The organism is Nocardia sp. NPDC057227 (assembly GCF_042669725.1).
Taxonomy (GTDB): domain Bacteria; phylum Actinomycetota; class Actinomycetes; order Mycobacteriales; family Mycobacteriaceae; genus Nocardia; species Nocardia asteroides_A.
Genome location: NZ_JBHUXA010000006.1, coordinates 121,029 through 145,327, shown reverse-complemented (window position 1 = coordinate 145,327; position 24,299 = coordinate 121,029). Strand labels below are relative to the sequence as shown.

Here is a 24,299-nt window from a genome sequence, read left to right as displayed (position 1 = left end):
TCAGACCCCAGCCCGCTCCAACCGCCAGCCGCTCGCCCGGCTCCGTTCGTTCCAGAACGCCGCATACCGCCCGCCGAGCTCCAAAAGCTCACTGTGCGTGCCCCGTTCGACGATCGCTCCGCCCTCGACGAACAGGATCTGATCCGCGTGCGCGATCGTCGACAGCCGATGCGCGACCACGATCACCGTCTTCCCCTGGGTCAGCTCGTGCACCCCGCGCACCACGACCGCCTCGCTGTGCGGATCGAGCGCACTCGTCGCCTCGTCCAGCAGCACGATCGGCGCCTCCTTGAGCAGCGCCCGTGCGATCGAAACTCGCTGCCGCTCACCGCCGGAGAGCGAAGCGCCGCCCTCGCCGACCCTGGTATCCCACCCGTCCGGCAGCCGCGCGGCGATCTCGTCCACGCGAGCCGCCTCGCCGACCCGGCGCACCTCCTCGTCGGTGGCCTCCGGGCGGCCGATACGAATGTTCTCGGTGACCGAGCGGTCGAACAGATAAACGTTCTGGAAGACCAGCGCGAGCTGGTCGAAAAGCACCTGCGATGGCTGCTCCCGCACATCGTGCCCGCCGACGAACACTCGCCCGGAGTTCACGTCGTGGTAGCGGGCGGCGAGCCGCAGCAGCGTTGTCTTGCCGGAGCCACTCGGCCCGACAATGGCGGTGGTGCTGCCCGCGGGCACGGTGAACGACACCCCGCTGACCACCGGCTCGCCCTCGCGGTACCCGAAGGTGACATCCTCGAAGCGCACCTCGGGTGCGCCGGGAGTGACAGCTTCGGTGGCCTCCGGCAGCACCGGCTCGGCGAGCAACTCGGTGACCCGGTCGAGGGAGTTGCGGGCGATACGCAGACCGTTGCCGATCTGCGCGGCCTGGGTCAGCGGCTCGACGAACCGCGCGCTCACCGCGATCAGTGCGATGGCGACGGCGGCCGAGACGGAACCGCCGGTGGCCTGCGTGATCACCACGTACACCAGGACGAGGAACACCGCCTGGACGAAGAGCTCGAACACGATGAGGCCGGGGACCGAGGTGAATACGGTCCGCGTGGTCTCCGACTTCTGCCGATGCAGCGCGCCGTCCAGCGCCTTGTTTCCGCTGCCGACCGCGCCGAAGGCCCGGAGCACCGGCTGCGCCTGCGCGAACTCGACCACCCGCGCGTCGGCCTCGGACGCGGCCGCGTGCACCCGCTTCTCGGAGGTGGAGTAGGCCCGGTTGGCCAGCACGTTCACCGCGTACAGCACCGGCGCGGCCACCAGCATGGTGAGCGAGATCCGCCAGTCCACGAACAGCGTGCCGACGGCGACGGTGACCGGCACGATCACCGCGGTCAGCACCTTGGCAACCAGGTAGGCGAGCGCCCGCTGCACCTCGAGCACGTTCTCCGTGGCGAGCCGGCCGATCGGACCCGCGCCGTGCGTCTCGAACCAGCCGAGCGGCATCGCGTTCAGATGATCGCCGATGCGCAACTGCAGGTCGCGCTGCATGCCGAGCGCGATGCGGAGCGCGATGGTGGTCTGCAGGTAGCTGAAGACGGCCATCACCGCGACCGCGACCACCATGGCGATCGTCCAGGTCCAGGCGCGATCCAGCCGGTCCTCGAACAGGGCCTCCAGCACCGGAACCAAGAGCAGGTAGCCGATGCCCTGCGCGACCGCCTGCGCGACGATCACCGCGAGCAGGATCGGCAGCCTGCCCCGGAACTGCTCGGGTACCAGCGCGAGCACCTTGGCGATCATCGGACCTCCTCGCTTTCCACCAGCGCGACCGCGCCGAGCGCGGCTTCGTTGATCTCCCAGAGTCTCTGATAGGTGCCGCCCGCCGTGCGCAGCGTCTCGTGGTCGCCCTGCTCGACCAGGGATCCGTTCTCCAGCACCAGGATCCGGTCCACGCCGGTGAGGGTGTGCAACCGGTGCGCGATCACCAGCACGGTGCGGCCCGCGACCAGCACGGCGAGCGCGTCCTGCACCGCCGCCTCGGATTCCGGGTCGGCGAAGGCGGTGGCCTCGTCCAGGACCAGCACCGGGGTATCGGCGAGCAGCGCCCGCGCGATGGAGAGGCGCTGCGCCTCGCCGCCGGAGAGCGTCGCGTCGACGCCGATCTCGGAGTCGTAGCCGCGCGGCAGCGCGAGGATCCGGTCGTGGATCCGGGCGGCGCGGGCGGCCGCCTCCAGCGCGGCGTCGTCGGCGTCCGCCCTAGCCAGCGTCAGGTTGTCGCGGATGCTGCCGCGGATCAGCCGGACGTCCTGCAGCACGAAACCGACGGTGCGGTACAGCTCCTCGGTGCCGTAGTCGCGGATGTCCTTGCCGCCGATGGTGATCCGCCCGCCGGTGACGTCATAGAACCGGGGCAGCAACTTGGCCAGCGTGGATTTGCCGGACCCGCTCGGCCCGACCAGCGCGGTGATGGTGCCGGGCACCAGCTCCAGCTCGACCTCGCGCAGGACCGGATGGCCCTCCCGGTACCCGAAGGTGACGTCCTCGAAGCGCACCAGGCCGCGATCGGTTACATCGGGAACCGCGTCCCCGGACCCGGCCGCCAGCTCCGGCGTCTGCTGCAGCTCGTGCAACCGCACCGCCGCCGCGCCACCCTCGCGCAGCGCCTGCCCGCCGTACCCGAGCCCCATGAGCGAGCTGCCGAGACCGAGCCCGACCAGCAGGAACGGCAGTACATCCAGCGGAGCCAGCCACTCCAGCCCGACCCCGGCCAGTCCGGCGACCACGATCACCACCATGACGAAGACGGGGGCGATCACCACGTCGGTCACCGACTGCGGCCGGATCTGCGGCGTCTTGAGCCGGTCCAGCGCGGCCACCTGCTGCTCGATCGCGTCCCGGTAGGCGCTGTGCGCGCGGCCCGCCTGCCCGAAGGTGCGCACCACCTGGATGCCGTCGACGAATTCGATCGCCGCCTCCTGCACTGTCCGCGAGGTGCGGGTGTAGACGGCGAGCCGATCCCGGCCTGCCTGGTCCATCATGCGGCTGAGCCCGATGAAGTAGATGACCAGCGGAATCAGCAGCACCAGGGTGAGCCGCCAGTCGACCGTGAACAGGTAGCCGAGCGCCACCAGCGGGGCGACGACCGCGCCGACGAACTCCAGCCGGGCATGCGCGATCAGGTAGTGCAGCGCCTCCACATCGTCCTGCAGGTACTTCTTCACCTCGCCGGAGCTGCGGTCGGAGAACCAGCCGAGCGGCACCCGGCTCAGCTTGGCGGCGAGCGCGCGGCGCACGGTCAGCTGGAAGTTCGCGTCCACCAGGTGCGACCAGGTGAGCGCGGCGGCCTGCAGCAGGCCGCGGGCGACGAGCACCGCGATGGCGATCCAGACCAGCCGCCAGACCCGGTCGGTGTCGGTCTGCGCCGCGAGCAGCTCCCGGCTGGCCTCGACGATGAGGATGAACGGCACCACCGTGCCGAGCGAGGCTACCGCGACCACCAGGCTCGCGAGGGTCAGCGTGCGCTGCACCGGGGCGAGGATCTCGCGCCGCGCCAGCGCCTCCTGCTGCTTGCGTTCCTTCAGCACCGCCTTCGGCGGCCGGTTCCCCGGCTCTGCCGTCGGCGGCGCGGTCTGCACCGTCATGCGCCTCGCCTCTCGCCCGTGGTCGTTACGCAGCGGGAGTCCCCCCGCCTCGAAGATAGGTTAGGCTAAGTTTTGCCATCGCGGTTGATTGGTTCGAAGTTGTCCGAATAGTCGGAATCCTCGGTGGCGCAGCGCTGTTGTGACGGAGATGACCTCTTCCGTCGTCGATACCGACACCGAGTTCGGCGCCCGCGTCGCCGAGCGCCTCGCCTCCGACCAGATCGCCTGGCTCACCACCGTCGGCCCGAGCGGCACCCCGCAGCCGAACCCCGTGTGGTTCCTCTGGTCCGACGGCACCCTGCTGATCTTCAGCAGGCCGGACCAGGCCAAGATTCGCAATATCCGACGCAACCCACGGATCTCGGTGCATTTCAACAGCACCGAGACCGGCGGCGACGTCGTGGTTTTCACCGGCACCGCGCATATCGAGGAGGTGCCGCCCGGCGACGCCGAGACCGGCGCCCTGCTCGCCAAGTACGAGGAAGGGCTCGGGAGCCTGAACCTCACCGGCGCGGAGTTCACCGCGACCTACTCCGCCGCGATCCGCATCGTCCCGGACCGGTTGCGCGGGTTCTGACCGGCTAGGGTCGGGCCGGTGCGACGCCGTCAGCGGCCGCCGCTGCCCAAGCGGCACGGGCTCGACCCGGCTCGGTTGCGGCTGCCCGAGGAGGGTGCGTGGGGTTCGCTGCGCGATCACCTCGTGGAGCGGCTGCCCCGGGTGCCCGCCGCGCGGATCGACGAGATGCTGGCGGCCGGTGCGGTCGTCGATCTGGACGGTCCCCTGTCGCCGGATGCGCCGTACGTGCCCGGCGGGGCCGTGTGGTTCCACCGAGATCTGCCGGTCGAGACGCCGGTGCCGTTCGACATCACCGTGGTGCACCGGGACGACGACATCCTGGTGGTGGACAAGCCGCATTTCCTCGCGACCATTCCGCGTGGGCGGCACATCCTGGAGACCGCGCTGGTCCGGCTGCGCCGCGACCTCGACCTGCCCGAGCTGATTCCCGCGCACCGGCTGGATCGGGCCACCGCCGGGCTCGTGCTCTTCGTGGTGAACCCGGTCCGGCGCGGGGCCTACCAGACCCTTTTCCATCGTCGCGAGGTTTTCAAGGAGTACGAGGCCGTCGCGCGGTATGACCCGGAGCTGGCGCTGCCGCGCACGGTGACCAGTCGGATCGTCAAGGAGAAGCACGTCCTGCCCGCGTTCGAGGTGCCCGGTGAGCCGAATTCGCTGACCGAGGTGGAGTTGCTCGAGCATCGTGATGGGCTCGGCCGCTATCGGCTGCGGCCGCACACCGGGCGGACCCATCAGTTGCGGCTGCATATGAACAGCCTCGGGGTGCCGATTCTCGGTGACGACTTCTATCCGGAAGTCACCGACAAGCCGATCGACGACTTCACCCGGCCGCTGCAACTGCTCGCCGCGCGGCTCGGGTTCACCGATCCGCTCAGCGGGGTGGAGCGGGAATTTCGGACTACCCGTCGGTTGCGGGCATGGGACGACCCGGTCGGCTGGGCGGCGAATTAGAACCGGTTCAGCGGGGTAAGCGCTGATCGATGGCTCTTTTCCCGCACTCAGGCAGCGTCCGTACACTGGGCCCGGTGCGTGAACCGGCCTCCCTCCAAGTCCTCACCTCGACCGCCGGTCCAGCGGGCTCGGTCCGCGTCGCAGATACCTCGGTGACGGCGGGCGCCGCCCCCGGGCAGGAGCCGCGGCGCAGGCTGCACGCCTACCTGGATGTGGCCGTCGTTGTAGTCGTACTGGCCTGCACCAACCTCGTCGCCCACTTCACCACCGCCTGGGCCAATGTGATCAGCGTGCCGGTGGCGGCCGTCGTGTTGCTGGCGCTCATGCGCCGACGCGGGCTCGGGTGGCACGAACTCGGGCTCTCGCCCCGGCACTGGCGGCGCGGGACGCTCTACGCGGTCGGCGCCGTCGCCCTCGTGCTCACCGTGGTCGCCATCGGCGCCGCGCTACCCATCACCCGCCCGTTCTTCATGGCCGATCGCTACGCCACTATCTCCGGCGCGCTCATCGCGTCCATGATCGTCATTCCGCTGCAGACGGTGATCCCCGAGGAACTGGCGTTCCGCGGGGTGCTGCACGGCACCCTCGATCGGGTCTACGGGGCGCGCGGGGTCTTCTTCACCGGGTCGCTGTTGTTCGGCCTGTGGCACATCGCATCGTCATTCGGGCTGACGAGCGGCAATGCCGGACTCGGCGCCGTGCTCGGCGGTGGCTGGGTCGGGCAGGTGCTCGGGATCGCCCTCGCGGTGCTGGTGACCGGCGCCGCCGGCGTCGTCTTCACCTGGCTGCGCCGCCGAAGCGGAAGCCTGCTCGCCCCGATCGCACTGCACTGGTCGGTGAACGGCGCGGGTGCGCTCGCCGCAGCCCTGGTCTGGCATACCACCTTCGCCTGACGGGGTTCGACAGCTCTACGCGTGCCCTGACAACCGAGCGTGCCGAGCCGCGCATCGAAAGCGACCGCGGGCCGGCCTCCGTTTGCTCGGCATTGACCCTCGAGGGGCCAGAGACTACTCTCGGCGCGATCACACATACGTTCGAACCATCGGATCGGCGGCCGCTACCTCCGGGCTCCGGTCCGGAAAGGCTCGCGATGCGCGACGAGAACCCGAGCGGACATGCAGAGATCGCCGCCTTGGCCCACCAGGTGGCGACAGCGCGCGGAAAGCTGCCGCTGCAGCACGACAATGCCCTGCTCGAGGTGCTGTCCGACGGCGAAGTCGCGGCCGAGCGCGAGCTGGCCGAGTGGATCCGGTCGCAGCGGCGCGGGCAGCGGCGACGCGCCATGCAGGACGAACTCGACGCCGAGAAGCGGGACCGCAGAGCCGACTCCGCGCTCCGCCGGGCGGAGGATTCGGATGCGCGCTGGCACCGCAAGGCGCTGGCCGCGCGGAGGCGGGTCGCCTCGCAGGACGCCAGGATCGCGCAGCTGTACCGCCGGGCCGAGTGGTCGTCGAGGGCCCTGATCGCCGTTGTCGTGCTCGGCATGGTGTGGGCGGGTGTGAACGTCCAGCGGAACCTGGTGCCGAGCGGGGACATGTCCGACCCGCTGTACTGGCTCAGCTACGGCATCGAAGCCATGATCTCCATACCGATCATCGTCATCATGATCGCCGCGACCACCGCCACTCGGTGGGGCCGTGAGCTACCGCGCGGCCGGGTGATCCTGGTCGAACTCGCACTGCTCGGCACCACCATCGGACTCAACGCGGGCCCGCACCTGGCCGCAGGCGAACTCGGCCGGGCAGCGGAGTTCGCCATCGCCCCGATCATGGTCGGCGTCGTGATCTGGCTGCACTCCTGGGTCGCCGCCCGCTACGCACAGCTCATCGACGACGCCTCGGTCGACCTGCCCATCGATTCCATGGTCGAGGCACCCGTCGCCCGCACCCAGGCTTTCGCCGAGCGGTACCCGGCTCCGCAGAGCGAGGTCGATCTCGCCGAGCTGGTGGCTCGGGCGCACGCCGAGTTCGAGCAGGTGAGGATCGAGTCGGCTCGCCCCGAGAGTGATCCCGTTGTTTCGGCGGCGGCCCCGGATCGGGCTGTCGCCCAGCCCCTGGCCACACCGAGTGAGGCAGCCGCTGTCTCTCCCGCCGCTCTGGCAGCGCAGAGGGTGGCGGCCCCCGCGTCACGGGCCCGTTCCGCGGAGACCAGCGCCGTCGTAGCACCGCAGGCTGTCGTCCCGCCCGCCGTTCCGCAGGCGGACGCCGCCGCGAACCCCACTGCGGCGCTCATCGAGGTCTCGACGGCAGCCGAGCCCGAAAAGGCGCAACCGCAGAGTTCCGCCGAGGCCGACCAGCCGACCCCACAACCCTCGCGGAAGGGGCATCCCGAGGCCGAGGCAGCCCCTCAGCCATCCGCCCTGCCGGACACCGGCCTCGCGGACCGAAACGGGTCACCTCACCCGACTGCCACCGATACCGAGCACGAACTGCCCCGCAATGACGCCCAGCGCGACGAGAAGCCCGCCGACTCCCTCCCCGAGCAGCCGACCAAGCCCGCACCGGTCGCCGCCGAAGCAGAGCCGTCACCCGCCCGCGACAAGATCGAGCCCGCCACAGCGGAGCGGCCGGATCACCTTCGGGAGCAGCCGAGCACCACACCGACTTCCCGGACCGACCCCGACCAGCGCCCACCGGCAACCCCCCGCATCCACCTCCGCGCCGTCACCGCCCCCGAGCCACCGAAGCAGGAATCCCTGCCGTTCACCGAGGCGGAGACCGAGCCAGAACCCGCCCCGGCCCCGACGGAGCCGAAAGAGCTGACCTCCGCCCTCACCACCAACGAACCGGAACCGACCCTCCCCGACCACGACCTCGTCATCGAATCCGACGAAGCAGGCGCCTGGGCGGCGGCGAAGACCATCGTCGCCCGCGGCTGGTCCCAGGTCCCGGTCGAGCAGCTCGCCGAAATCCTGGAGATGGCCGACCGCTCCCGCAGCGCCGCCAGCATCGGCGCCGAAATGGGCCTCCCCCGCTCCGTCGTCGACCAGGCCATGCAGGCGGCACACAAACTCAGCCGCACCTACGCCATGACCAGCTGAGAAACCACAAACGAAAGGGCCGCTTCCCGAAGGAAGCGGCCCTTTCTCTGACCGTGCGAGAACGACCTACTTGGCCCGCTCCAGCACCTCGACCAGACGCCAGCGCTTGGTGGCGGACAGCGGACGGGTCTCCATCAGCTGCACGCGGTCGCCGACGTTCGCCAACTCGGTCTCGTCATGCGCCTTCACCTTCGAGGTGGTGCGAATGATCTTGCCGTACAGCTTGTGCCGGTGCCGGTCTTCCAGCTCGACGACGATCGTCTTGTTCATCTTGTCCGAGACGACGTAGCCGGTCCGGATCTTGCGCGAGTTGCGCTCTTCGGTGGTCACTTCTTCGCTCATGCCGCATCTCCCTTGCCAGCGGGTCCGGTGGCCAGACCGAGCTCGCGCTCACGCATGACCGTGTAGATGCGCGCGATCTCGTGACGGACGACGCGCAGGCGACGGTTGTTGTCGAGCTGACCCGTCGCCATCTGGAAGCGCAGGTTGAACAGCTCTTCCTTCGACTCACGCAGGCGGGCGACGAGCTCGTCCTCGGTGAGCTCGCGGAGCTCTGCGGCCGGTGTTCCGGTAGCCATCAGAACTGCTCCTCCCTGGTCACGATCCTGCACTTCATGGGGAGCTTGTGCATCGCGCGGCGCAGGGCCTCGCGAGCGATCTCCTCGTTGGGGAAACTCATCTCGAACATCACGCGGCCGGGCTTGATGTTCGCGATCCACCACTCGGGCGAGCCCTTGCCGGAACCCATGCGGGTCTCGGCGGGCTTCTTGGTGAGCGGGCGATCCGGGTAGATGTTGATCCAGATCTTGCCGCCACGCTTGATGTGGCGGGTCATCGCGATACGCGCCGACTCGATCTGCCGGTTGGTGACGTAGGCCGGCTCGAGTGCCTGGATGCCGAAGTCACCGAAGGTGACGGCGGTGCCGCCCTTCGCCATTCCGCTGCGGCCCGGGTGGTGCTGCTTGCGGAATTTGACCTTGCGAGGCATCAGCATGCGTCAGCCCTCCTGAGTTTCCGCCGGAGCGTCGGCGACCGCCGTAGCGGTCGCGGCACGTCCGGCCTCGGTGCTGGTCGCGGTGGTGCCTGCGGACCCGGACCGGCGCGGGCGGCTGGGCCGCTCACGACGCGGACGCTCCGGTGCGGCAGCGGCGGCGGACAGCTCGCGCTTGCCACCGACGATGTCGCCCTTGTAGATCCACACCTTCACACCGATGCGACCGAAGGTGGTCTTGGCCTCGTAGAGGCCGTAATCGATGTCGGCACGCAGCGTGTGCAGCGGCACCCGCCCCTCGCGGTAGAACTCCGAGCGCGACATCTCGGCGCCACCGAGGCGGCCCGAGCACTGCACGCGGATGCCCTTGACGTTCGGCGAACGCATGGCCGACTGGATGGCCTTGCGCATCGCGCGCCGGAACGCCACGCGGTTGGAGAGCTGCTCGGCCACACCCTGGGCGACGAGCTGGGCATCCGATTCGGGGTTCTTGACCTCGAGGATGTTCAGCTGCACCTGCTTCTTGGTGAGCTTCTCCAGCGCGGCGCGGATGCGGTCGGCCTCGGCGCCGCGGCGGCCGATGACGATGCCAGGACGCGCGGTGTGGATGTCCACCCGGACGCGATCACGGGTGCGCTCGATCTCGACCTTCGAGATGCCCGCACGCTCCATGCCGGTCGCCAGCAGCTTGCGGATCGCGACGTCTTCCTTGACGTAATCCGAGTACTGCTTGTCGGCGTACCAGCGGGACTTCCAGTCGGTAGTGATACCGAGACGGAAGCCATGGGGATTGATTTTCTGTCCCATTTACTTGGCCCCTCCCTTCCGGCGGCCACGAGGGGCGGAAGCAAGGCTCTGCACGCTCTCGACCTCGATGGTGATGTGGCTCGTGCGCTTGCGGATCCGGAACGCGCGGCCCTGGGCCCGCGGCTGGAAACGCTTCAGCGTGGCACCCTCGTCGACGTAGGCCGTGGAGATGACCAGCGTCGCGGGGTTGAGGCCGAGATTGTTCTCGGCGTTCGCCGCGGCACTCGCCACGACCTTGGCCACCGGCTCGCTCGCGGCCTGCGGCGCGAACTTCAGGATCGCCAGTGCGTCCTCGACCCGCTTGCCGCGGACCAGGTCCACGACTCGACGAGCCTTCATCGGGGTGACGCGGACGTGCTTCGCGGTCGCCCGTGCGGTCTGATTCTGGGTCTCGGTGCTCGTCATCGCCGCTTGCTCTTCCGGTCGTCCTTGACGTGGCTCCTGAACGTCCTGGTCGGCGCGAACTCACCCAGTTTGTGCCCGACCATGTTCTCGGACACGAACACCGGCACATGCTTGCGGCCGTCGTGGACGGCGAAGGTGTGGCCGATGAAATCGGGGGTGATGGTGGAGCGACGCGACCAGGTCTTGATGACCTGCTTCGTGCCCTTGTCGTTCTGCACGTCCACCTTGTTCTGGAGGTGGTCGTCGACGAACGGGCCCTTTTTGAGGCTGCGTGGCATTTCTTACCTCCTCCTTAGCGCTTCTTGCCGGTGCGACGGCGACGGACGATGAGCTTGTCGCTCGGGCGGTTCGGCTTGCGGGTGCGGCCTTCCGGCTGACCCCACGGCGAGACCGGGTGGCGGCCACCGGAGGTCTTGCCCTCACCACCGCCGTGCGGGTGGTCGACCGGGTTCATGACGACACCACGCACCGTGGGCCTGCGGCCCTTCCAGCGCATGCGGCCCGCCTTGCCCCAGTTGATGTTCGACTGCTCGGCGTTGCCGACCTCGCCGATGGTGGCGCGGCAGCGCACATCGACGCGGCGGATCTCGCCGGAGGGCATACGCAGGACGGCGTAGGCGCCTTCCTTGCCCAGCAGCTGGATGCTCATGCCGGCCGCGCGGGCCAGCTTGGCACCGCCGCCCGGCCGGAGCTCGACCGCGTGGATCGTGGTACCGGTCGGGATGCTGCGCAGCGGCAGGTTGTTGCCCGGCTTGATGTCGGCGGTCGGGCCGGACTCGATCGGGCTGCCCTGCGCGATGCCCTTGGGGGCGATGATGTAGCGCTTCTCGCCGTCCAGGAAGTGCAGGAGGGCGATGTTGGCGGTCCGGTTCGGGTCGTACTCGATGTGCGCGACCTTGGCCGGGATGCCGTCCTTGTCGAGGCGACGGAAATCGATCACGCGGTAGGCGCGCTTGTGGCCGCCGCCGCGGTGCCGGGTGGTGATCCGGCCGTGTGCGTTGCGGCCACCGCTCTTGGACAGCGGGCGCAGCAGCGACTTCTCCGGGGTCGAGCGGGTGATCTCGGCGAAATCCGAGACCGAGGAGCCGCGGCGACCCGGCGTGGTCGGCTTGTATTTGCGAATAGCCATGAGTTCTTCTCTACTTTCTGGATTCCCGCCCGCTTACGCGACCGGGCCTCCGAAGATCTCGATGGGCTTGCTGTCGGCCGAGAGGGTCACGAGCGCACGCTTGGTGTTCTTGCGCTTGCCGTAACCGAAGCGAGTCCGCTTGCGCTTGCCCTGACGGTTGGCGGTGTTGACGCTGGTCACCGTGACGCCGAAGACCTTCTCGACAGCGATCTTGATCTGCGTCTTGTTGGAGTCCGGGTGCACGATGAAGGTGTAGGTGCCCTCTTCGATCAGACCGTAGGACTTCTCCGAGATGACCGGCGCCAGCAGGATGTCGCGGGGGTCGGCGATGGTGGTCACTTGCTCTCCTCCTGGGCCGACTCGGCCGGACCGTGCACGAAGGCGTTGAGTGCCTCGACCGAGAACACCACTTCGTCGCTGTTCAGCACGTCGTAGGTGTTGAGCTGGTCGGGGGCGATCGGCAGCACGTGCTGCAGGTTCGCCACGCTCTTCCATGCGGCGACATCCTCGCGACCGACGACGACCAGGAACTTCTTCCGCTCCGAGAGCTCGGCGAGGAAGGTCTTCGCGGCCTTGGTGGACGGGGCCTGCCCGGCCACCAGTTCGGTGATCACGTGGATGCGCTCGTTGCGCGCCCGATCGGAGAGGGCGCTGCGCAGGGCGGCGGCCTTCATCTTCTTCGGGGTGCGCTGGCTGTAGTCGCGCGGCTGCGGGCCGTGCACGACGCCACCGCCGGCGAACTGCGGCGCGCGGGTCGAGCCCTGACGGGCGCGGCCGGTGCCCTTCTGCCGGTACGGCTTCTTGCCACCGCCGCGGACCTCGCCGCGGGTCTTGGTGGCGTGCGTACCCTGGCGGGCCGCCGCGAGCTGGGCGTTCACCACCTGGTGCATCAGCGCGATGTTGGCGGGGACGTCGAAGATCTCGGCGGGGAGATCGACGGTCCCATTGGTCTTGCCACCGAGCTCCTTCACGTCCAGCGTGAGGTTCGCGGCGGGCTTCTTCTCAGTGTCCACGCTCATGCGTGCGCACCACCCTTCACGGCACTCTTGACGATCACGACGCTGCCCTTGCGCCCCGGGATCGCGCCCTTGATCAGCAGCAGGCCGTTCTCCGCGTCCACCTTGTGCACCGAGAGGTTCTGGGTGGTCACGCGGTCGTTGCCCATCCGGCCCGACATCCGCATGCCCTTGAAGACGCGGCCCGGGGTGGCGCAGCCACCGATCGAGCCGGGGCGCCGGTGCACCGCCTGGGCGCCGTGCGAGGCGCCCTGGCCGCTGAAACCGTGCCGCTTCATGGTGCCGGCGAAGCCCTTGCCCTTGCTGGTGCCGGTGACGTCGACGTAGCTGCCCTCGCCGAAGGCCTCGGCGCTGATCTCCTGGCCCACCTCGAAGGTGGAGGCATCGGCGACGCGGATCTCGGCGACATGGCGGCGCGGGGTCACGCCCGCCTTCGCGAACTGGCCGGAGGTCGGCTTGTTCACCTTCCGCGGGTCGATGGCGCCGAAGGCGACCTGGACGGCGCTGTAGCCGTCGCGCTCGACCGTGCGGATCTGGGTCACGACGTTCGGGCCTGCCTTGACGACGGTCACCGGGACGACGCGGTTCTTCTCGTCGAACACCTGCGTCATGCCGAGCTTGGTGCCCAGGATGCCTGCGGCAGGCCGATTCTTGTTGTCAGTCATGTCTGCGGTCCCCGTCACTGGATATTGACGTCGACGCTGGCCGGCAGATCGATGCGCATGAGCGCGTCGACCGTCTTCGGCGTCGGGTCGAGGATGTCGATCAGACGCTTGTGCGTACGCATCTCGAAGTGCTCGCGCGAGTCCTTGTACTTGTGCGGCGAACGAATGACGCAGTACACGTTCTTCTCGGTCGGCAACGGCACCGGGCCGACCACGCGGGCCCCGGTGCGGGTCACCGTCTCGACGATCTTGCGCGCGGACGCGTCGATCGCCTCGTGGTCATAGGCCTTCAGCCTGATGCGGATCTTTTGTCCCGCCACGCTAAGTGTCCTTTTCTCCGCTTTCCTTCGTGGTTACGGAAGCCGGGCTTCCGCACCACCTCGATTTGCACAGCCCGAACACACGAAAGACGCCTCAGAGAGAGACCACGACCGGAGACGTTCCCGGTCACTCGCCGCTGTTCATCTGTCATGGTTCTCCGGTCCACGCGGTCGGGCGTGTCGCCATTCCGCTCATTCTTCGGCCCCGGATCGAAAACTCATCACGGCCTCGGAACGACGTCCCGGACGCACCCACACCGGTTTCCCGATGAGATGCACGAGGTCCTGCTCGCCTCACCCGGGGCGCCACGAGGGCACGAGCCGGTGCAAGGCAACCCGAACAGTATGCACGAGGGACGGGAGCGACTTCAAATCGCCCCTGATCCGCATTCGGCACGGCAGAACTTACTAGCAAGTAAGATACCCCGCATGACGAACCTGACCACCACCTACCGCGGGTGGAAGAAGCTCCCGGACAACCGGGTCGGGCACGCGCTGTTCTCGCTGGGGATGGTGGCGCGGGTGCCGTACTTCGGCACCGTGCTGCCCACGGTGGTGCGGCTGGAGCCGGGGGTGTGCGAGGTGACCTCGCCCAAGTGGTTCGGGATCAGGAACCACATCGGCACCTTCCACGCCATCGCGGCGTGCAACCTCGCCGAGGTGGCGATGGGGATGCTGAGCGAGGCCACGGTGCCGACCACGCACCGCTGGATCCCCAAGGCGATGACGGTCGAGTACCTGGCCAAGGCGGAGACCGGGCTGCGCGCCGTCGCCGAGCTGACCTCCATGCCGGACTTCGCGGCGATCACCGAGGAGGGGGCCGAGGTCGTGGTGCCGGTCTCGATCTACGACGCGAACGGAGTCGAGGTGGTGCACGCCGACATCACCACCTGGGTGACGCCGCGCTGAGCGTGCGCTCCCCTGGCCGGAACGCCACTGTTCGGACACCATGACCGAGCCCATATTGTCCGTGCCGCCGGGCGCCGGTTGAATGCCAGGTATGAGCAGCGAGGTCGACATCTGCGTGGTCGGGCTCGGGCCGACCGGCCGGGCGCTCGCGCACCGTGCGGTCGCGGCGGGATTCCGGGTGACGGCGATCGACCCGCGGCCGGAGCGGCTGTGGCCGCCGACCTACTCCTGCTGGGTCGACGAGCTGCCGGAGTGGCTGCCGCACAGTGTGATCGCGCAGCGGATCGAGGCGCCGACGGTCTGGGCCGCCGCCGAGCACCGGATCGAGCGGCCGTACTGCGTGCTCTCCAAGCCGGGGTTGCGGGACGCGCTGCCGCTGGACGGGGCGACGGTGCTGGCGGGCCGGGCCACCTCCGTATCCGCGCACGAGGTGACGCTGGGCGACGGCACGGTGGTGCGGGCGGGCACGGTCTTCGACAGCCGCGGACTGCCCGCTCTCGGCAGGCGCCGGGCGGCCAGTGCGCACGGGATCTTCGTCGACGCCGAGACCGCGGCGCCCATGGTCGCCGACGGCGAGGGGCTGCTGCTGGACTGGCGGCCGGAGAACGGGGCAGGGCCGGACGAGCCGCCGTCCTTCCTCTACGCCGTCCCGCTCGGCGACGGCACGGTGATCTTCGAGGAGACCAGCCTCGGGCTGCGCGGCGGGATGCCGCAGCACGAGCTGCGCCGCCGCACGCTGAATCGCCTGGCCGCGCACGGGATCCGGCTCACCGGGGACGAGCCGAGCGAGGCCGCGCACTACCCGCTGGATCAGTCGCCGCCGAAGCGCGGTGCGGCGCAGGCGGTTCCGTTCGGGTCGCGGGGCGGGATGATGCACCCGTGCACCGGGTACAGCGTGGCCGATTCGCTCATGCTCGTCGACACCGCGGTCGAGGCGGCGCGGCGCGGGGCCGACCCGGTCGCCGCGCTCTGGCCCCGGCGGGCCCGGCTCGTCTACTGGATGCGCGAGCGCGGGCTGTGGGGGCTCGGGCGGCTCACCACCGACCAGTCGATCGCCATGTTCGAGTCGTTCTTCACCCAGGACGAGCGCGGGCAGCGGGCCCTGCTCTCCGCCCACGACGACTACACCGCCCTCGGCGCCGTCCTCTTCGACACCGTCGCGCACACCTGGCCGTTCCGCTGGCGCTACGACCTGGTCGGCTGGACCAACCGGAATCGCTGGCTGGACTACGAATTCAGCCCTCCCGATCGAGTCCCGGAGCAGAAGCCGATCAATCCGCCGGGGTGACGTCGACGCCGAAGTACCGCTCGGAGATGGCCCGGAGGGTGCCGTCGGCGCGGAGCTCGGCGAGTGCGCGGCGGACCTCGGGAGCGAGGGGATCGTGTCTGCGGGTGACGAAGGTGTAGCTGGGGGTGTAGTCGGGGTAGGGGGTGGCGATCAGGGTGTCGTCGCGGGTGCGGGTGCGGTAGTCGGCGACGGCGAGGCTGTCGGCGGGGACGACGTCGGCGCCGCCCTCCCGGAGCAGCCGGACGGCATCATCGAGGGTGCGGGCCTCGACGACGGTCGCGCCGAGATCTTCCGGGCGCAGCCCGGGCCAGTCGCTCGGGTTCCAGCGCACCGCGGTGTGGCCGCGCAGCCGCGCCGGGTCGGCGACCGGCTCGGCGCCGGGCAGGGTGAGGAACACCCGGCCCCCGGTGGCGTAGACCCCCGCCGCGCCCAGCTGCTCGTCGATCTCCAGCGAGAGCTCGATGTGGCTCGCCAGCAGGTCGAAGACGCCGCTCGCCAACCCGTCGACGAGCCCGTGCCGCAGCCACGCCTGGGTGAACTCGACCCGCTTGCCCAGCCGGGCGCCGACCGCATCGGCCACCTCGATGTCGTAGCCGGTGAACGCGCCGCCGGGGCCGCGGACGGAGAACGGCGGGTAGGTACCCTCGGTCCCGACCCGCAGTACGGACGGGTCGGGATCGTCGTGACACCCGGTGAGCCCGGCGGCCAGCGCCGTGCCGAGGACGGCGAGCGCGGACCGCCTGCGCACCGCGTCAGCGGCCGGTTTCGGCGGCCCGCTGGTAACCGCGGACCGCCGGGTAGGCGAAGACCGCGATCAGGGCGACGGTCCAGAGGACCGTCTTGAGCAGCGGCTCGGCTACCGGGCCACCGTAGGAGAGGCCGCGCATGGCTTCGATGGCGCAGCTCATGGGCTGGTTCTCGACCGTGCCCTGCAGCCAGGTCGGGTAGGCGAAGACCGGGACGAAGCCGGAGTTGAAGAACATCAGCAGCGTGTTCACGATGCCGATGATGTTCACCAGCATGACGCCCTCGGAGACGGTGGCCAGCGCCGTCACCAGCACCGCGAAGCCCATGCCGAAGAGCACCGGGATGCCGATCAGCCCGAGCGCGGCGAGCGGGCCCTGGTCGAAGCGGAAGCCGAGGGTGAGCCCGACCAGGATGACGAAGAGCGTGGTCACCAGGACGCGCAGCGCCTCGGCGAGGAGCCTGCCGGTGAGGCCGGCGGCGCGGTGCACCGGCATGGTCCAGAAGCGGCCGAGCAGCCCGGTGGCCTTCTCCGCCTTGAAGCCGAGCGCGCTCACGACCGAGCCGGTCATGGCCGCGATCAGGGTGAGCATGGCGACCTGGCCGTAGATGCTTGGCATGCCGGTGGCGCGGGTGATCGAGTCGCCGAGCACCACCTTGAACATGAGCAGGGTGAGCGCGGGGTAGACCAGGGTCTGGATGGTGGTGCCCGGGTCGCGGGCCCAGACCAGCAGCAGCCGCTTGCACTGCAGCAGGCTGTGCGCGGCCCAGCTGCGCACCGAATTCTCCGCGGCGGGGCTGGTCTCCGGCAGCGGGCTGCCGTGCCAGGTGATCTCCCGCTCGATCGTCTCGACCGTACTCATGACCGCCTCACACTCGCCCAGATCGCCAGCGGGATGAACACCAGGAAACCGCCGATCAGCCAGAGCAGCGGCACCCAGAGGACGTGCCAGGTCACGCCGTCCGCCGCCATGTCGCGCAACGCGAAGGAGAACTGCGAGATCGGCTGGTTGCGCACGAAGGGCCGGATCCACGCCGGGAAGCTCGCCTCCGGCACGAAGCCGCAGGAGAGCATGCCGAAGATGATGGTGGGCAGGGTGAGCGCCTGGCTCAGCGACTCGGGGCTCTTGGTGACGCTGCCGAGCGCGTCCGCGCCGATGGCGAGCATGGTGCCGACCCCGAGCGAGAAGACGCAGAACAGCACCGACTGCCCCCAGCCCGAGCTGAACCGGAACCCGATCAGGTGCCCGAAGACCAGCGCCGCCGCCAGCGAGCAGCTGGAGCGCACGATGCCCGCGCAGATCCGCGAGGTGAGCGGGACCAGCGCGCCGATCGGCATGCTCTGCAGCCTGGTGCTCAGCCCGGTGAGCGCCTCGAAGGCGGCCAGCTGGGCGTTGGACATCATGGTGAAGGCCATGGTCTGCAGCACGATGATCGGCATCACGAACTGCGCGTAGTCGATGCCCTGGAACTTCATCACGTAGCGCAGTGGCAGGTAGAAGCCGAGCGTGAAGACCAGCGGGGTGAGCATGGCGACGATCAGCTCGCCCTTGGTCGCCATCACCCAGATCACCCGGCCGGTGAGCGCGCGCCACTGCGCGAACGAGTTCGGCTTGGCCTCGGGCAGCCCCGCGAAGAGTTCGGCGGTGGCCGTCACTGCTGCCCGCCGGAGTGGCCGGTGATGCTCAGGAAGACGTCGTCCAGCGAGGGGCGGCGCAGCGCGATGTCGGCCAGCTGGATCCCGGCGGCGTCCAGCCTGCGGACCGCCTCGGCGAGCGTGCTCGCGCCGCCGGGGGCCGGGATGGAGAGCCGGTCGTGGCCGGGCAGGTCGGCGCGGACCGCCTCCGGGACCAGGTCGCCGAGCGCGGCGACGGCGAAGTCGATGCGCTTGGGGTCGAGCGGGACGATCTCGCACCAGCTGCCGCCGGTGCGCTCCTTGAGCTGGTCGGCGGTGCCCTCGGCGATCACGGTGCCGTGGTCGATCACGATGATGTTGTCGCTGAGGACGTCGGCCTCCTCCAGGTACTGCGTGGTCAGCAGCACGGTGATGCCCTGCTCCTTGAGCGCGGTGACCAGCTCCCAGACGCCCTGGCGGCTGCGCGGGTCGAGGCCGGTGGTCGGCTCGTCCAGGAACACCACCTCGGGGCGGACGACGAGGCCGCAGGCGATGTCGACCCGCCTGCGCATGCCGCCGGAGTAGTGCCGCACCGCGCGGCGGCCTGCGGCCACCAGGTCGAACTCCTCGAGCAGGCTGTCCGCGCGCTTGCGGGCGGCGGATTTGGTCAGCCCCATGAGCCTGCCGAAGAGCTCCAGGTTCTCCCGGCCGGAGAGGTTCTCGTCCAGCGCGGCGTACTGGCCGGTCATCATGATCGAGCGGCGCACGCCCGCCGGGTCGCGCAGCACGTCGTGCCCGGCGACGATCGCGGTGCCCGAGTCCGGGCGCAGCAGGGTGGCCAGGATCTTGACGGTCGTGGTCTTGCCGGCGCCGTTCGGGCCGAGGATGCCGAGCACCTTGCCGCGCTCGGCCTGGAAGCCGATGCCCTGGAGGGCGTGGACATCGCCGAAGGACTTCCGGACGTCGGTCACCGAGACCGCGGCCTCCCGGACCTCCCTGGAAGTCGTTTCGCGCACGGGCGCCTCCACTGCATTCGGACTCGGCATCAACTCTCCACTATCGGCGGGTGCGGCGGGGTGGCGCCGGCACGTACGAGAACGTCCCGGGCTGATGATCCTCCGCGTCGGGCGCGATGTTACCGGCCGCATTTCCGGATGGTGCGCAGTCGTCCGGTACCCAATCGTGCACGATTCAAGTGTGGTATTCATCACAGGGGAGAACTGCGACGCCGGTCACGTCGGCGCCGCTGCCCGTTCTCGACCGGACGTCCTTGTCCGCCACCGCATCACCCGCATACCCTGCTGTTCGGGGGCCGGAATCGCCGGTAGAGCAGGGTGGGCACACCGATTTCGAAAGGGTGACCATGGTTGAGTCCGCGCAGCCGATAATGGCGGCGCTCCCGGGAGGACCGGACCGACCGAACACCGTGACCATCCGCGATCCGCGCACCGACGAGACCGTCGGTGCCTACGAGATCATGGGCGCACGGGATGTCGAACACGCGGTGCGCGCCGCGAAACGCGCCGAGAAATGGTGGGCGGGAATGACTTTCGCCGCCCGAAAACGGATCCTGCTGGCCTGGAAGCGGCTGATCGCGCGGCGCGCGGGCGAGCTCGTCGAGCTGCTCAGCGCCGAGACCGGCAAACCGGAGGCCGATGCCGCGATCGAGGTCATGCTCGCGGTGCAGAACCTGGACTGGGCGGCGCGCAACGCCGCGCGGGCGCTCGGCCGACGGAACCTGCGCTCCACCTGGCTGAGCCGCAACCAGCACGCCTCGGTCGGCTACCTGCCGCTCGGCGTGGTCGGGGTGCTCGGGGCCTGGAACAACCCGGTCTTCACCCCGATGGGGTCGATCGCCTACGCGATGGCGGCTGGCAACGCGGTGGTGTTCAAGCCGCACGAGCTGACCACCGGCGTCGGCGTCTGGCTGGCGCGGAGCTGGGCCGAGATCGAGCCGGACCAGCCGGTGCTGCAGGCGGTCACCGGCGACGACCGCACCGGCATCGCGCTCTGCCGCGCCGCGGTGGACAAGATCGCCTACGCCGGCTCCGAGCAGGGCGCCCGCGCGGTGATCGCGGAGTGCACCCGCTCGTTCACCCCGGTGGTGGTCGAGCGCAGCGGCAAGGGCTCGATGGTGGTGCACGTGGACGCCCGGCTACGGGACGCGGCGCAGGCGGCGGTCTTCGGGGCCATGTCCAACGCCGGGCAGAACGTCACCGGGATCCAGCGCGCCTACGTGCCCGCCTCGATCTACGAGCCGTTCCTCGACCTGGTGGCCGAGCAGGCCGCCGCGCTGCGGCCCGGCGCCGACCGGCGCGCCTCCTACGGCCCGATGATCCTGGAGCCGCAGATCGAGGTGGTACGCAAGCAGGTGCGGGACGCGCTGGCCCGCGGCGGCCGCGCGGTGGTCGGCGGGCTGGACTCGATCCGGGAGCCGTACATCGAGCCGATCGTGCTCACCGAGGTTCCGGAGGACAGCATCGCGGTCACCGGCGAGGGCATCGGCCCGGTGCTGATCGTGAACCGGGTGGCCGATATCGACGAGGCGGCGGAGCGGATCAACGCCGCCAGCAACGGCATCGCGGTCTCGGTCTTCACCAGGGACGTCGCCGAGGTGGCCGCGTTCGCGGAGAAGCTGCGGGTCGGGGTGGTGACGATCAACTCGTCCTCGGCCTACGCCGGGATCCCGGCGCTGCCGTTCGGCGGGGTCGGCGAGTACGGGCAGGGGCACAGCCACGGCGTGCAGGGGCTGCAGGAGTTCAGCCGGACGCTCGCCATCGCGCGCAAGCGCTACCGGGCGCAGGTGAACCTCTCGACCTTCCACCGGCACCGGCGGCACCTGCGCGCGGCCAAGGTCATGTTCGGGCTGCGGCACGGCCGCGTCGGCTGAGGTTCACGGCTCGGCGGGCGGCTTCGGCTGCTCGCCGAGCAGCACCGCGAGCATGAGCGCGTGCACCCGGGCCAGCTGCTCGGGGCGGCTGTCGAAGCGGATCAGCCTGCCGACGTCGATCACCTGGCCGAGCGCGGTGTGCACCCGGAACCTGGCCTCGATCGGGTCGCCGTCGAGCAGGTTCGCCCACTCCAGCACGTTCTGCCGCTGGATGGCGCGCAGCTTGTGCTGCTCGGCCTGCGGCAGGTTGCTGAACTCGGCGTAGTAGACCGGCATGATCTCCGGCATGGTGAAGGTGAGCCTGGCGTAGCGCCCGGCGATCCGGCGCACCGCGTCCGGGCGGTCGGTGGCCTCGGCCAGCGCCTCGGTGAGCGCGATGGCGACCCGGTCGCCGGTGCGGTAGAAGGCGGCGGCGAGCAGGTCGGCCTTGCTGCTGAAGTAGCGGTAGACGCTGGAGGCGTTGATCCCGACGGCGGCGCCGATCTCCTCGATGCTGGCCTCGTGGTAGCCCTGCCTGCCGAAGATCCGGATCGCCTCGGTGAGCAGTTGTTCGCGTTTCGAGGTGACCGGGAGGCCGCGCACGGACGGCCCCGGATCGGGCTGACCAGGGGCGGGCGGCAGCTCCGCGCGCAGCACCGCCCAGGCCATGCCGGTGAGCAGCGGAAGCAGCCTGGTCCCCGACAGCGCGGTGCGGTGCGCCGAGATGCTGGCGACCACGCTGAGCACAGAGGCGGCCAGCATGGCGACGTCGGCCTCGGTCGCCGTGGGGCGCAGCGCGCCGATCGGCTCGGCGAGGGTCGCGTTCAGGTCGTCGTAGACGCGCCGGATCCGCACCCGGTCGTCGCGCTCCAGGTAGCGCCGCTCCCAGCGGTACAGCCCGGCCTCGCGGCGGATCTCGATGGTGTGCTCGGCGATGCCGCGGATCAGCTTGTCCAGCCGTTCCGGCGGGTCGGCGGTGGGATCGTCGGCGGCGCGGGCCACCTCCAGCAGGGCGCGCGCGCCCTCCTCGGCGGCCGCGACCAGCAGCGCGTACTTGTTCGTGAAGTGCCGGTACAGGGCGGGGCCGGAGATGCCGACCTCGGCCGCGATCTCGTCGACGCCGACCGGGTAGTAGCCGCGCTCGCTGAAGGCGCGGGCGGCGGCGCGGATGATCTGGACCTTGCGGTCCTTCGGGCGGCGGCGCACCGGCTGGCCGGAATCGGGCCGCGCGGTGGCGAGACCGGCCTCGCTGCGATCCGCGACCATACACCTCTCCGTTCCCTCCGGCGCGCCGTCTGTTGACAGCGCCGGACCAGTCAACCTAAGTTAACCACAATTCGCAAAGTTAACCATCATTCATCGCCCGGCGCCCGCTGAACTTCCTACCAGGAGACCGACATGAGCAACCCCGATTCCGTCGAGACGGCGGCTCCGGCCGGATTCTCGGCCGTGCGCGACGGCACGATCCTGCGCGTCACCATCACGAAACCCAAGCGCAAGAACGCGATCGACTTCGACACCATGGTCGCGCTCGGGGACATCTTCGTCGCCGCCGCCGACGACCGCTCGGTGCGCGCGATCGTGCTGACCGGAGAGGGTAGCGACTTCTGCACCGGGGCCGATCTGTCGGCCTCCGGCGCCGAGGCGCAGCGCGGGATCACGCCGGACCGGGTGATGGATGCCGCGAACCGGCTGGTGCGGGCGATCGTCGCGGTGCCGGTACCGGTGATCGTGCGGATCAGGGGCGCGGCGGCCGGGGTCGGGGTCGGCATCGCGCTCGCCGCCGACCTGGTCTACGCGAGTGCGGATTCCTACCTGCTGCTCGCCTTCATCAATATCGGGCTGATGCCGGACGGCGGCGCGGCGGCGCTCGTCGCGGCCGCCGCGGGGCGTCCGTTCGCCGCCAAGCTGGCGCTGCTCGGCGAGCGGCTGCCCGCGCGCGAGGCGCACGCGGCCGGGCTCTTCACCGAGGTGCTCGATGATGCCGAGCTGGACGCGGCGGTGGAGGCCGCGGCGGCGAAGGTCGCCGCCGGGCCGCGGCGGGCGCTGGAGCTCACCAAGCAGGCGCTGAACGCCGCCACCCTGACCGCGCTGGAGGCGACGCTGGCCGCGGAGAAGTCCGGGCAGATCGAGCTGCTGCAGTCGGCGGACTTCGTCGAGGGGGCGACGGCCATGCTGACCAAGCGGAAGCCGGTCTTCGCGGACTAGGCCCGCTGCCGTAACAGCACGAGCCCCGGCCGCCGCAGCGGCCGGGGCGCTCACCGGATGCCGCTACAGCCCGAGGCCGCGGGCCAGGGTCGGCCAGGACGCGGGCAGCTCGTCGCGCCAGTAGCCCCAGGAGTGGGTGCCGTCCGGGCGGAAGTTGACCGTGGCCGGGATGTTCAGATCCTTCAGCTTGGTCGCCAGGTTGTGCGTGCAGTAGTTGGTGCCCGCCTCGATGACGCCGCCGACGACGAGCTGGTTGGCCAGCCCCGACGAGCCGGGGAGCGCGTACGGGCCGTCCAGGGTGTCGTGCCTGCCGGGCAGGCCGCTGCCGGTGGAGAGGTAGAGCTCGGTGCCGCGCAGCCGCTCGGCGTTCACGTACGGGTCGTTGGCGGCCCACTCCGGGCTGCCCTCAGGGCCCCACATGTTCAGCGTGTCGCCGCCGCCCCAGACCTCGACGGTGAGCCGGACGAACTCCGAGCCGACCGGGTCACTGGTCATGGCGCAGCCGCTGTAGGCGGCCGCCGCCTTGTACAGCCCCGGCTTGGCGATCGGCAGCGCGAGCACCGTGGTGCCCGAGGTGGAGAGCCCGGCGATGGCGTTCGTGCCGTTGGTGCCGAGCGCGCCGTCGACCAGCGGGGGCAGCTCCTCGGTGAAGAAGGTCTTCCACTTGTTGCGGCCGAGCACCGGGTCGTCGGCGATCCAGTCGGTGTAGTAGCTCCACTTGCCGCCGATGGGCTGGATGACGTTCACGTTCTTGTCCGAGAGGAACTGCAGCGCGTCGGTCTTGGCCTGCCAGGAGGCGTCGTCCTCGCCGCCGCCCGCGCCGTTGAGCAGGTAGAGCGTCGGGCGCGGCTCGGAGGTGTCGGCGGGCCGCTGCACATCGATCAGGATGTTCTCGTCCATGGCGGCGGAGTACACGTGCAGCCGCAGGTTGCGGTCGTCCTTGTACTCGGCCTTGACGATCTTCGAGCCGTCCGGCGCGACCGGGTTACCGAGCAGGGCCTTCTGATCGATGATCGGGTCGGCCGTCGCCGTGGATGCGCCGAGACCGGACAGCAGGCTGCCGAGCACCGCCGTCGTCGCGATCATCACTGCCGCGCGGGTACCGCGGCGCCGGCTGGGACGACGTATCAATTTCACACCTTCGCTTCGTCTCGGGTTCATCGACTGGCACGTCCTGACGCGGACAC

The 24,299-nt window shown here is 70.0% G+C and carries 27 protein-coding genes; 8 read left to right on the top strand and 19 right to left on the bottom strand.

Features of this window, described 5'->3' with window-relative positions:
* Entirely contained in the window at positions 1-1,737 is a 1,737-nt protein-coding gene (locus ACFUJ1_RS11495; RefSeq protein ID WP_378644851.1) for an ABC transporter ATP-binding protein, read from the bottom strand.
* Entirely contained in the window at positions 1,734-3,578 is a 1,845-nt protein-coding gene (locus ACFUJ1_RS11490; protein WP_378644850.1) for an ABC transporter ATP-binding protein, read from the bottom strand. Before ACFUJ1_RS11490 ends, ACFUJ1_RS11495 begins: the two co-directional genes overlap by 4 nt.
* A gap of 148 nt (positions 3,579-3,726) precedes the next feature.
* Here ACFUJ1_RS11490 and ACFUJ1_RS11485 point away from each other — a divergent pair, with 148 nt between their 5' ends.
* From ACFUJ1_RS11485 to ACFUJ1_RS11470, 4 genes are all read left to right on the top strand, one after another.
* Positions 3,727-4,155, top strand: coding sequence for a TIGR03667 family PPOX class F420-dependent oxidoreductase (locus ACFUJ1_RS11485; protein WP_378644848.1), 429 nt, complete (start codon positions 3,727-3,729; stop codon positions 4,153-4,155).
* 18 nt (positions 4,156-4,173) lie between these two features.
* Positions 4,174-5,106, top strand: a complete 933-nt coding sequence (locus ACFUJ1_RS11480) for an RluA family pseudouridine synthase (protein ID WP_378644847.1) — start codon at positions 4,174-4,176, stop codon at positions 5,104-5,106.
* A gap of 152 nt (positions 5,107-5,258) precedes the next feature.
* Positions 5,259-5,999 (top strand): CPBP family intramembrane glutamic endopeptidase, encoded by a 741-nt coding sequence (locus ACFUJ1_RS11475; protein ID WP_378644994.1) that lies wholly within the window; start codon positions 5,259-5,261, stop codon positions 5,997-5,999.
* A gap of 197 nt (positions 6,000-6,196) precedes the next feature.
* The gene (locus tag ACFUJ1_RS11470) at positions 6,197-8,146 is read left to right on the top strand and encodes a hypothetical protein (protein WP_378644845.1); all 1,950 of its coding nucleotides are present in this window, start codon (positions 6,197-6,199) and stop codon (positions 8,144-8,146) included.
* A gap of 66 nt (positions 8,147-8,212) precedes the next feature.
* On the opposite strand, the gene rpsQ is transcribed toward ACFUJ1_RS11470, so the two are convergent.
* The 11 genes from rpsQ to rpsJ are packed head-to-tail and all read right to left on the bottom strand — an operon-like array spanning position 8,213 to position 13,479.
* On the bottom strand, positions 8,213-8,488 hold the full coding sequence (gene rpsQ / locus ACFUJ1_RS11465; RefSeq protein ID WP_378644844.1) for a 30S ribosomal protein S17: 276 nt from the start codon (positions 8,486-8,488) through the stop codon (positions 8,213-8,215).
* The gene (rpmC, locus tag ACFUJ1_RS11460; RefSeq protein ID WP_014349060.1) at positions 8,485-8,724 is read right to left on the bottom strand and encodes a 50S ribosomal protein L29; all 240 of its coding nucleotides are present in this window, start codon (positions 8,722-8,724) and stop codon (positions 8,485-8,487) included. The genes rpsQ and rpmC overlap by 4 nt, the downstream gene beginning before the upstream one ends.
* Entirely contained in the window at positions 8,724-9,140 is a 417-nt protein-coding gene (rplP, locus tag ACFUJ1_RS11455; RefSeq protein ID WP_233016002.1) for a 50S ribosomal protein L16, read from the bottom strand. Before rplP ends, rpmC begins: the two co-directional genes overlap by 1 nt.
* Positions 9,141-9,143: 3 nt before the next feature.
* Positions 9,144-9,944: a 30S ribosomal protein S3 gene (gene rpsC, locus ACFUJ1_RS11450; RefSeq protein ID WP_067646941.1), complete on the bottom strand. Its 801-nt coding sequence runs from the start codon at positions 9,942-9,944 to the stop codon at positions 9,144-9,146.
* Positions 9,945-10,349 (bottom strand): 50S ribosomal protein L22, encoded by a 405-nt coding sequence (rplV, locus tag ACFUJ1_RS11445; RefSeq protein ID WP_378614267.1) that lies wholly within the window; start codon positions 10,347-10,349, stop codon positions 9,945-9,947.
* Positions 10,346-10,627: a 30S ribosomal protein S19 gene (gene rpsS / locus ACFUJ1_RS11440; protein WP_067646950.1), complete on the bottom strand. Its 282-nt coding sequence runs from the start codon at positions 10,625-10,627 to the stop codon at positions 10,346-10,348. The genes rplV and rpsS overlap by 4 nt, the downstream gene beginning before the upstream one ends.
* Before the next feature lie 14 nt (positions 10,628-10,641).
* Positions 10,642-11,478 (bottom strand): 50S ribosomal protein L2, encoded by an 837-nt coding sequence (rplB, locus tag ACFUJ1_RS11435; RefSeq protein ID WP_233015999.1) that lies wholly within the window; start codon positions 11,476-11,478, stop codon positions 10,642-10,644.
* Between the two features lie 33 nt (positions 11,479-11,511).
* Positions 11,512-11,817, bottom strand: coding sequence for a 50S ribosomal protein L23 (gene rplW, locus ACFUJ1_RS11430; RefSeq protein WP_233015998.1), 306 nt, complete (start codon positions 11,815-11,817; stop codon positions 11,512-11,514).
* Positions 11,814-12,497 carry a 50S ribosomal protein L4 gene (gene rplD / locus ACFUJ1_RS11425; RefSeq protein WP_378644843.1) on the bottom strand — a complete coding sequence of 228 codons (684 nt, stop codon included), beginning with the start codon at positions 12,495-12,497 and terminating at the stop codon, positions 11,814-11,816. The genes rplW and rplD overlap by 4 nt, the downstream gene beginning before the upstream one ends.
* The gene (gene rplC, locus ACFUJ1_RS11420) at positions 12,494-13,159 is read right to left on the bottom strand and encodes a 50S ribosomal protein L3 (RefSeq protein WP_233015996.1); all 666 of its coding nucleotides are present in this window, start codon (positions 13,157-13,159) and stop codon (positions 12,494-12,496) included. The genes rplD and rplC overlap by 4 nt, the downstream gene beginning before the upstream one ends.
* A gap of 14 nt (positions 13,160-13,173) precedes the next feature.
* Positions 13,174-13,479: a 30S ribosomal protein S10 gene (gene rpsJ / locus ACFUJ1_RS11415; protein WP_003938093.1), complete on the bottom strand. Its 306-nt coding sequence runs from the start codon at positions 13,477-13,479 to the stop codon at positions 13,174-13,176.
* Positions 13,480-13,908: 429 nt separating this feature from the next.
* Between rpsJ and ACFUJ1_RS11410 the strand changes: the two genes are divergently transcribed.
* Together ACFUJ1_RS11410 and ACFUJ1_RS11405 are read left to right on the top strand one after the other, a co-directional pair.
* Complete coding sequence (locus ACFUJ1_RS11410) at positions 13,909-14,388, top strand: hotdog fold domain-containing protein (protein ID WP_378644842.1); 480 nt, start codon at positions 13,909-13,911, stop codon at positions 14,386-14,388.
* 91 nt (positions 14,389-14,479) lie between these two features.
* Positions 14,480-15,676, top strand: coding sequence for a lycopene cyclase family protein (locus ACFUJ1_RS11405; RefSeq protein ID WP_378644841.1), 1,197 nt, complete (start codon positions 14,480-14,482; stop codon positions 15,674-15,676).
* On the opposite strand, the gene ACFUJ1_RS11400 is transcribed toward ACFUJ1_RS11405, so the two are convergent.
* From ACFUJ1_RS11400 to ACFUJ1_RS11385, 4 genes are read right to left on the bottom strand one after another with little or no spacing between them, the layout of a single operon-like run.
* Entirely contained in the window at positions 15,660-16,424 is a 765-nt protein-coding gene (locus ACFUJ1_RS11400; RefSeq protein WP_378644840.1) for a transporter substrate-binding domain-containing protein, read from the bottom strand. The genes ACFUJ1_RS11405 and ACFUJ1_RS11400 overlap by 17 nt on opposite strands.
* Before the next feature lie 4 nt (positions 16,425-16,428).
* Entirely contained in the window at positions 16,429-17,283 is an 855-nt protein-coding gene (locus ACFUJ1_RS11395; protein WP_378644839.1) for an ABC transporter permease, read from the bottom strand.
* Positions 17,280-18,077 carry an ABC transporter permease gene (locus ACFUJ1_RS11390; protein ID WP_378644838.1) on the bottom strand — a complete coding sequence of 266 codons (798 nt, stop codon included), beginning with the start codon at positions 18,075-18,077 and terminating at the stop codon, positions 17,280-17,282. The genes ACFUJ1_RS11395 and ACFUJ1_RS11390 overlap by 4 nt, the downstream gene beginning before the upstream one ends.
* The gene (locus ACFUJ1_RS11385) at positions 18,074-19,081 is read right to left on the bottom strand and encodes an ATP-binding cassette domain-containing protein (RefSeq protein ID WP_378644837.1); all 1,008 of its coding nucleotides are present in this window, start codon (positions 19,079-19,081) and stop codon (positions 18,074-18,076) included. Before ACFUJ1_RS11385 ends, ACFUJ1_RS11390 begins: the two co-directional genes overlap by 4 nt.
* A 317-nt stretch (positions 19,082-19,398) precedes the next feature.
* On the opposite strand from ACFUJ1_RS11385, the gene ACFUJ1_RS11380 reads away from it, so the two are divergent.
* Entirely contained in the window at positions 19,399-20,925 is a 1,527-nt protein-coding gene (locus ACFUJ1_RS11380; protein WP_378644836.1) for an aldehyde dehydrogenase family protein, read from the top strand.
* A gap of 3 nt (positions 20,926-20,928) precedes the next feature.
* Here ACFUJ1_RS11380 and ACFUJ1_RS11375 read toward each other — a convergent pair whose 3' ends face one another.
* Positions 20,929-22,170 (bottom strand): TetR/AcrR family transcriptional regulator, encoded by a 1,242-nt coding sequence (locus ACFUJ1_RS11375; RefSeq protein ID WP_378644835.1) that lies wholly within the window; start codon positions 22,168-22,170, stop codon positions 20,929-20,931.
* 132 nt (positions 22,171-22,302) lie between these two features.
* Here ACFUJ1_RS11375 and ACFUJ1_RS11370 point away from each other — a divergent pair, with 132 nt between their 5' ends.
* Positions 22,303-23,112: an enoyl-CoA hydratase-related protein gene (locus ACFUJ1_RS11370; protein WP_378644834.1), complete on the top strand. Its 810-nt coding sequence runs from the start codon at positions 22,303-22,305 to the stop codon at positions 23,110-23,112.
* Positions 23,113-23,175: 63 nt separating this feature from the next.
* Here the strand turns inward: ACFUJ1_RS11370 and ACFUJ1_RS11365 are convergent, their stop codons facing one another.
* Entirely contained in the window at positions 23,176-24,198 is a 1,023-nt protein-coding gene (locus ACFUJ1_RS11365; RefSeq protein WP_378644833.1) for an alpha/beta hydrolase, read from the bottom strand.
* Positions 24,199-24,299 lie beyond the last annotated feature (101 nt).

What these genes read in the sequence shown, in the direction of transcription:
- ACFUJ1_RS11495 (WP_378644851.1), bottom strand. Translation starts at nt 1,737, where the DNA reads ATGATCGCCAAGGTGCTCGCGCTGGTACCCGAGCAGTTCCGGGGCAGG.
- ACFUJ1_RS11490 (WP_378644850.1), bottom strand. Translation starts at nt 3,578, where the DNA reads ATGACGGTGCAGACCGCGCCGCCGACGGCAGAGCCGGGGAACCGGCCG.
- ACFUJ1_RS11485 (WP_378644848.1), top strand. Translation starts at nt 3,727, where the DNA reads ATGACCTCTTCCGTCGTCGATACCGACACCGAGTTCGGCGCCCGCGTC.
- ACFUJ1_RS11470 (WP_378644845.1), top strand. Translation starts at nt 6,197, where the DNA reads ATGCGCGACGAGAACCCGAGCGGACATGCAGAGATCGCCGCCTTGGCC.
- rpsQ (WP_378644844.1), bottom strand. Translation starts at nt 8,488, where the DNA reads ATGAGCGAAGAAGTGACCACCGAAGAGCGCAACTCGCGCAAGATCCGG.
- rpmC (WP_014349060.1), bottom strand. Translation starts at nt 8,724, where the DNA reads ATGGCTACCGGAACACCGGCCGCAGAGCTCCGCGAGCTCACCGAGGAC.
- rplP (WP_233016002.1), bottom strand. Translation starts at nt 9,140, where the DNA reads ATGCTGATGCCTCGCAAGGTCAAATTCCGCAAGCAGCACCACCCGGGC.
- rpsC (WP_067646941.1), bottom strand. Translation starts at nt 9,944, where the DNA reads ATGGGACAGAAAATCAATCCCCATGGCTTCCGTCTCGGTATCACTACC.
- rplV (WP_378614267.1), bottom strand. Translation starts at nt 10,349, where the DNA reads ATGACGAGCACCGAGACCCAGAATCAGACCGCACGGGCGACCGCGAAG.
- rpsS (WP_067646950.1), bottom strand. Translation starts at nt 10,627, where the DNA reads ATGCCACGCAGCCTCAAAAAGGGCCCGTTCGTCGACGACCACCTCCAG.
- rplB (WP_233015999.1), bottom strand. Translation starts at nt 11,478, where the DNA reads ATGGCTATTCGCAAATACAAGCCGACCACGCCGGGTCGCCGCGGCTCC.
- rplD (WP_378644843.1), bottom strand. Translation starts at nt 12,497, where the DNA reads ATGAGCGTGGACACTGAGAAGAAGCCCGCCGCGAACCTCACGCTGGAC.
- rplC (WP_233015996.1), bottom strand. Translation starts at nt 13,159, where the DNA reads ATGACTGACAACAAGAATCGGCCTGCCGCAGGCATCCTGGGCACCAAG.
- ACFUJ1_RS11410 (WP_378644842.1), top strand. Translation starts at nt 13,909, where the DNA reads ATGACGAACCTGACCACCACCTACCGCGGGTGGAAGAAGCTCCCGGAC.
- ACFUJ1_RS11405 (WP_378644841.1), top strand. Translation starts at nt 14,480, where the DNA reads ATGAGCAGCGAGGTCGACATCTGCGTGGTCGGGCTCGGGCCGACCGGC.
- ACFUJ1_RS11395 (WP_378644839.1), bottom strand. Translation starts at nt 17,283, where the DNA reads ATGAGTACGGTCGAGACGATCGAGCGGGAGATCACCTGGCACGGCAGC.
- ACFUJ1_RS11385 (WP_378644837.1), bottom strand. Translation starts at nt 19,081, where the DNA reads ATGCCGAGTCCGAATGCAGTGGAGGCGCCCGTGCGCGAAACGACTTCC.
- ACFUJ1_RS11380 (WP_378644836.1), top strand. Translation starts at nt 19,399, where the DNA reads ATGGTTGAGTCCGCGCAGCCGATAATGGCGGCGCTCCCGGGAGGACCG.
- ACFUJ1_RS11375 (WP_378644835.1), bottom strand. Translation starts at nt 22,170, where the DNA reads ATGGTCGCGGATCGCAGCGAGGCCGGTCTCGCCACCGCGCGGCCCGAT.
- ACFUJ1_RS11370 (WP_378644834.1), top strand. Translation starts at nt 22,303, where the DNA reads ATGAGCAACCCCGATTCCGTCGAGACGGCGGCTCCGGCCGGATTCTCG.
- ACFUJ1_RS11365 (WP_378644833.1), bottom strand. Translation starts at nt 24,198, where the DNA reads ATGATCGCGACGACGGCGGTGCTCGGCAGCCTGCTGTCCGGTCTCGGC.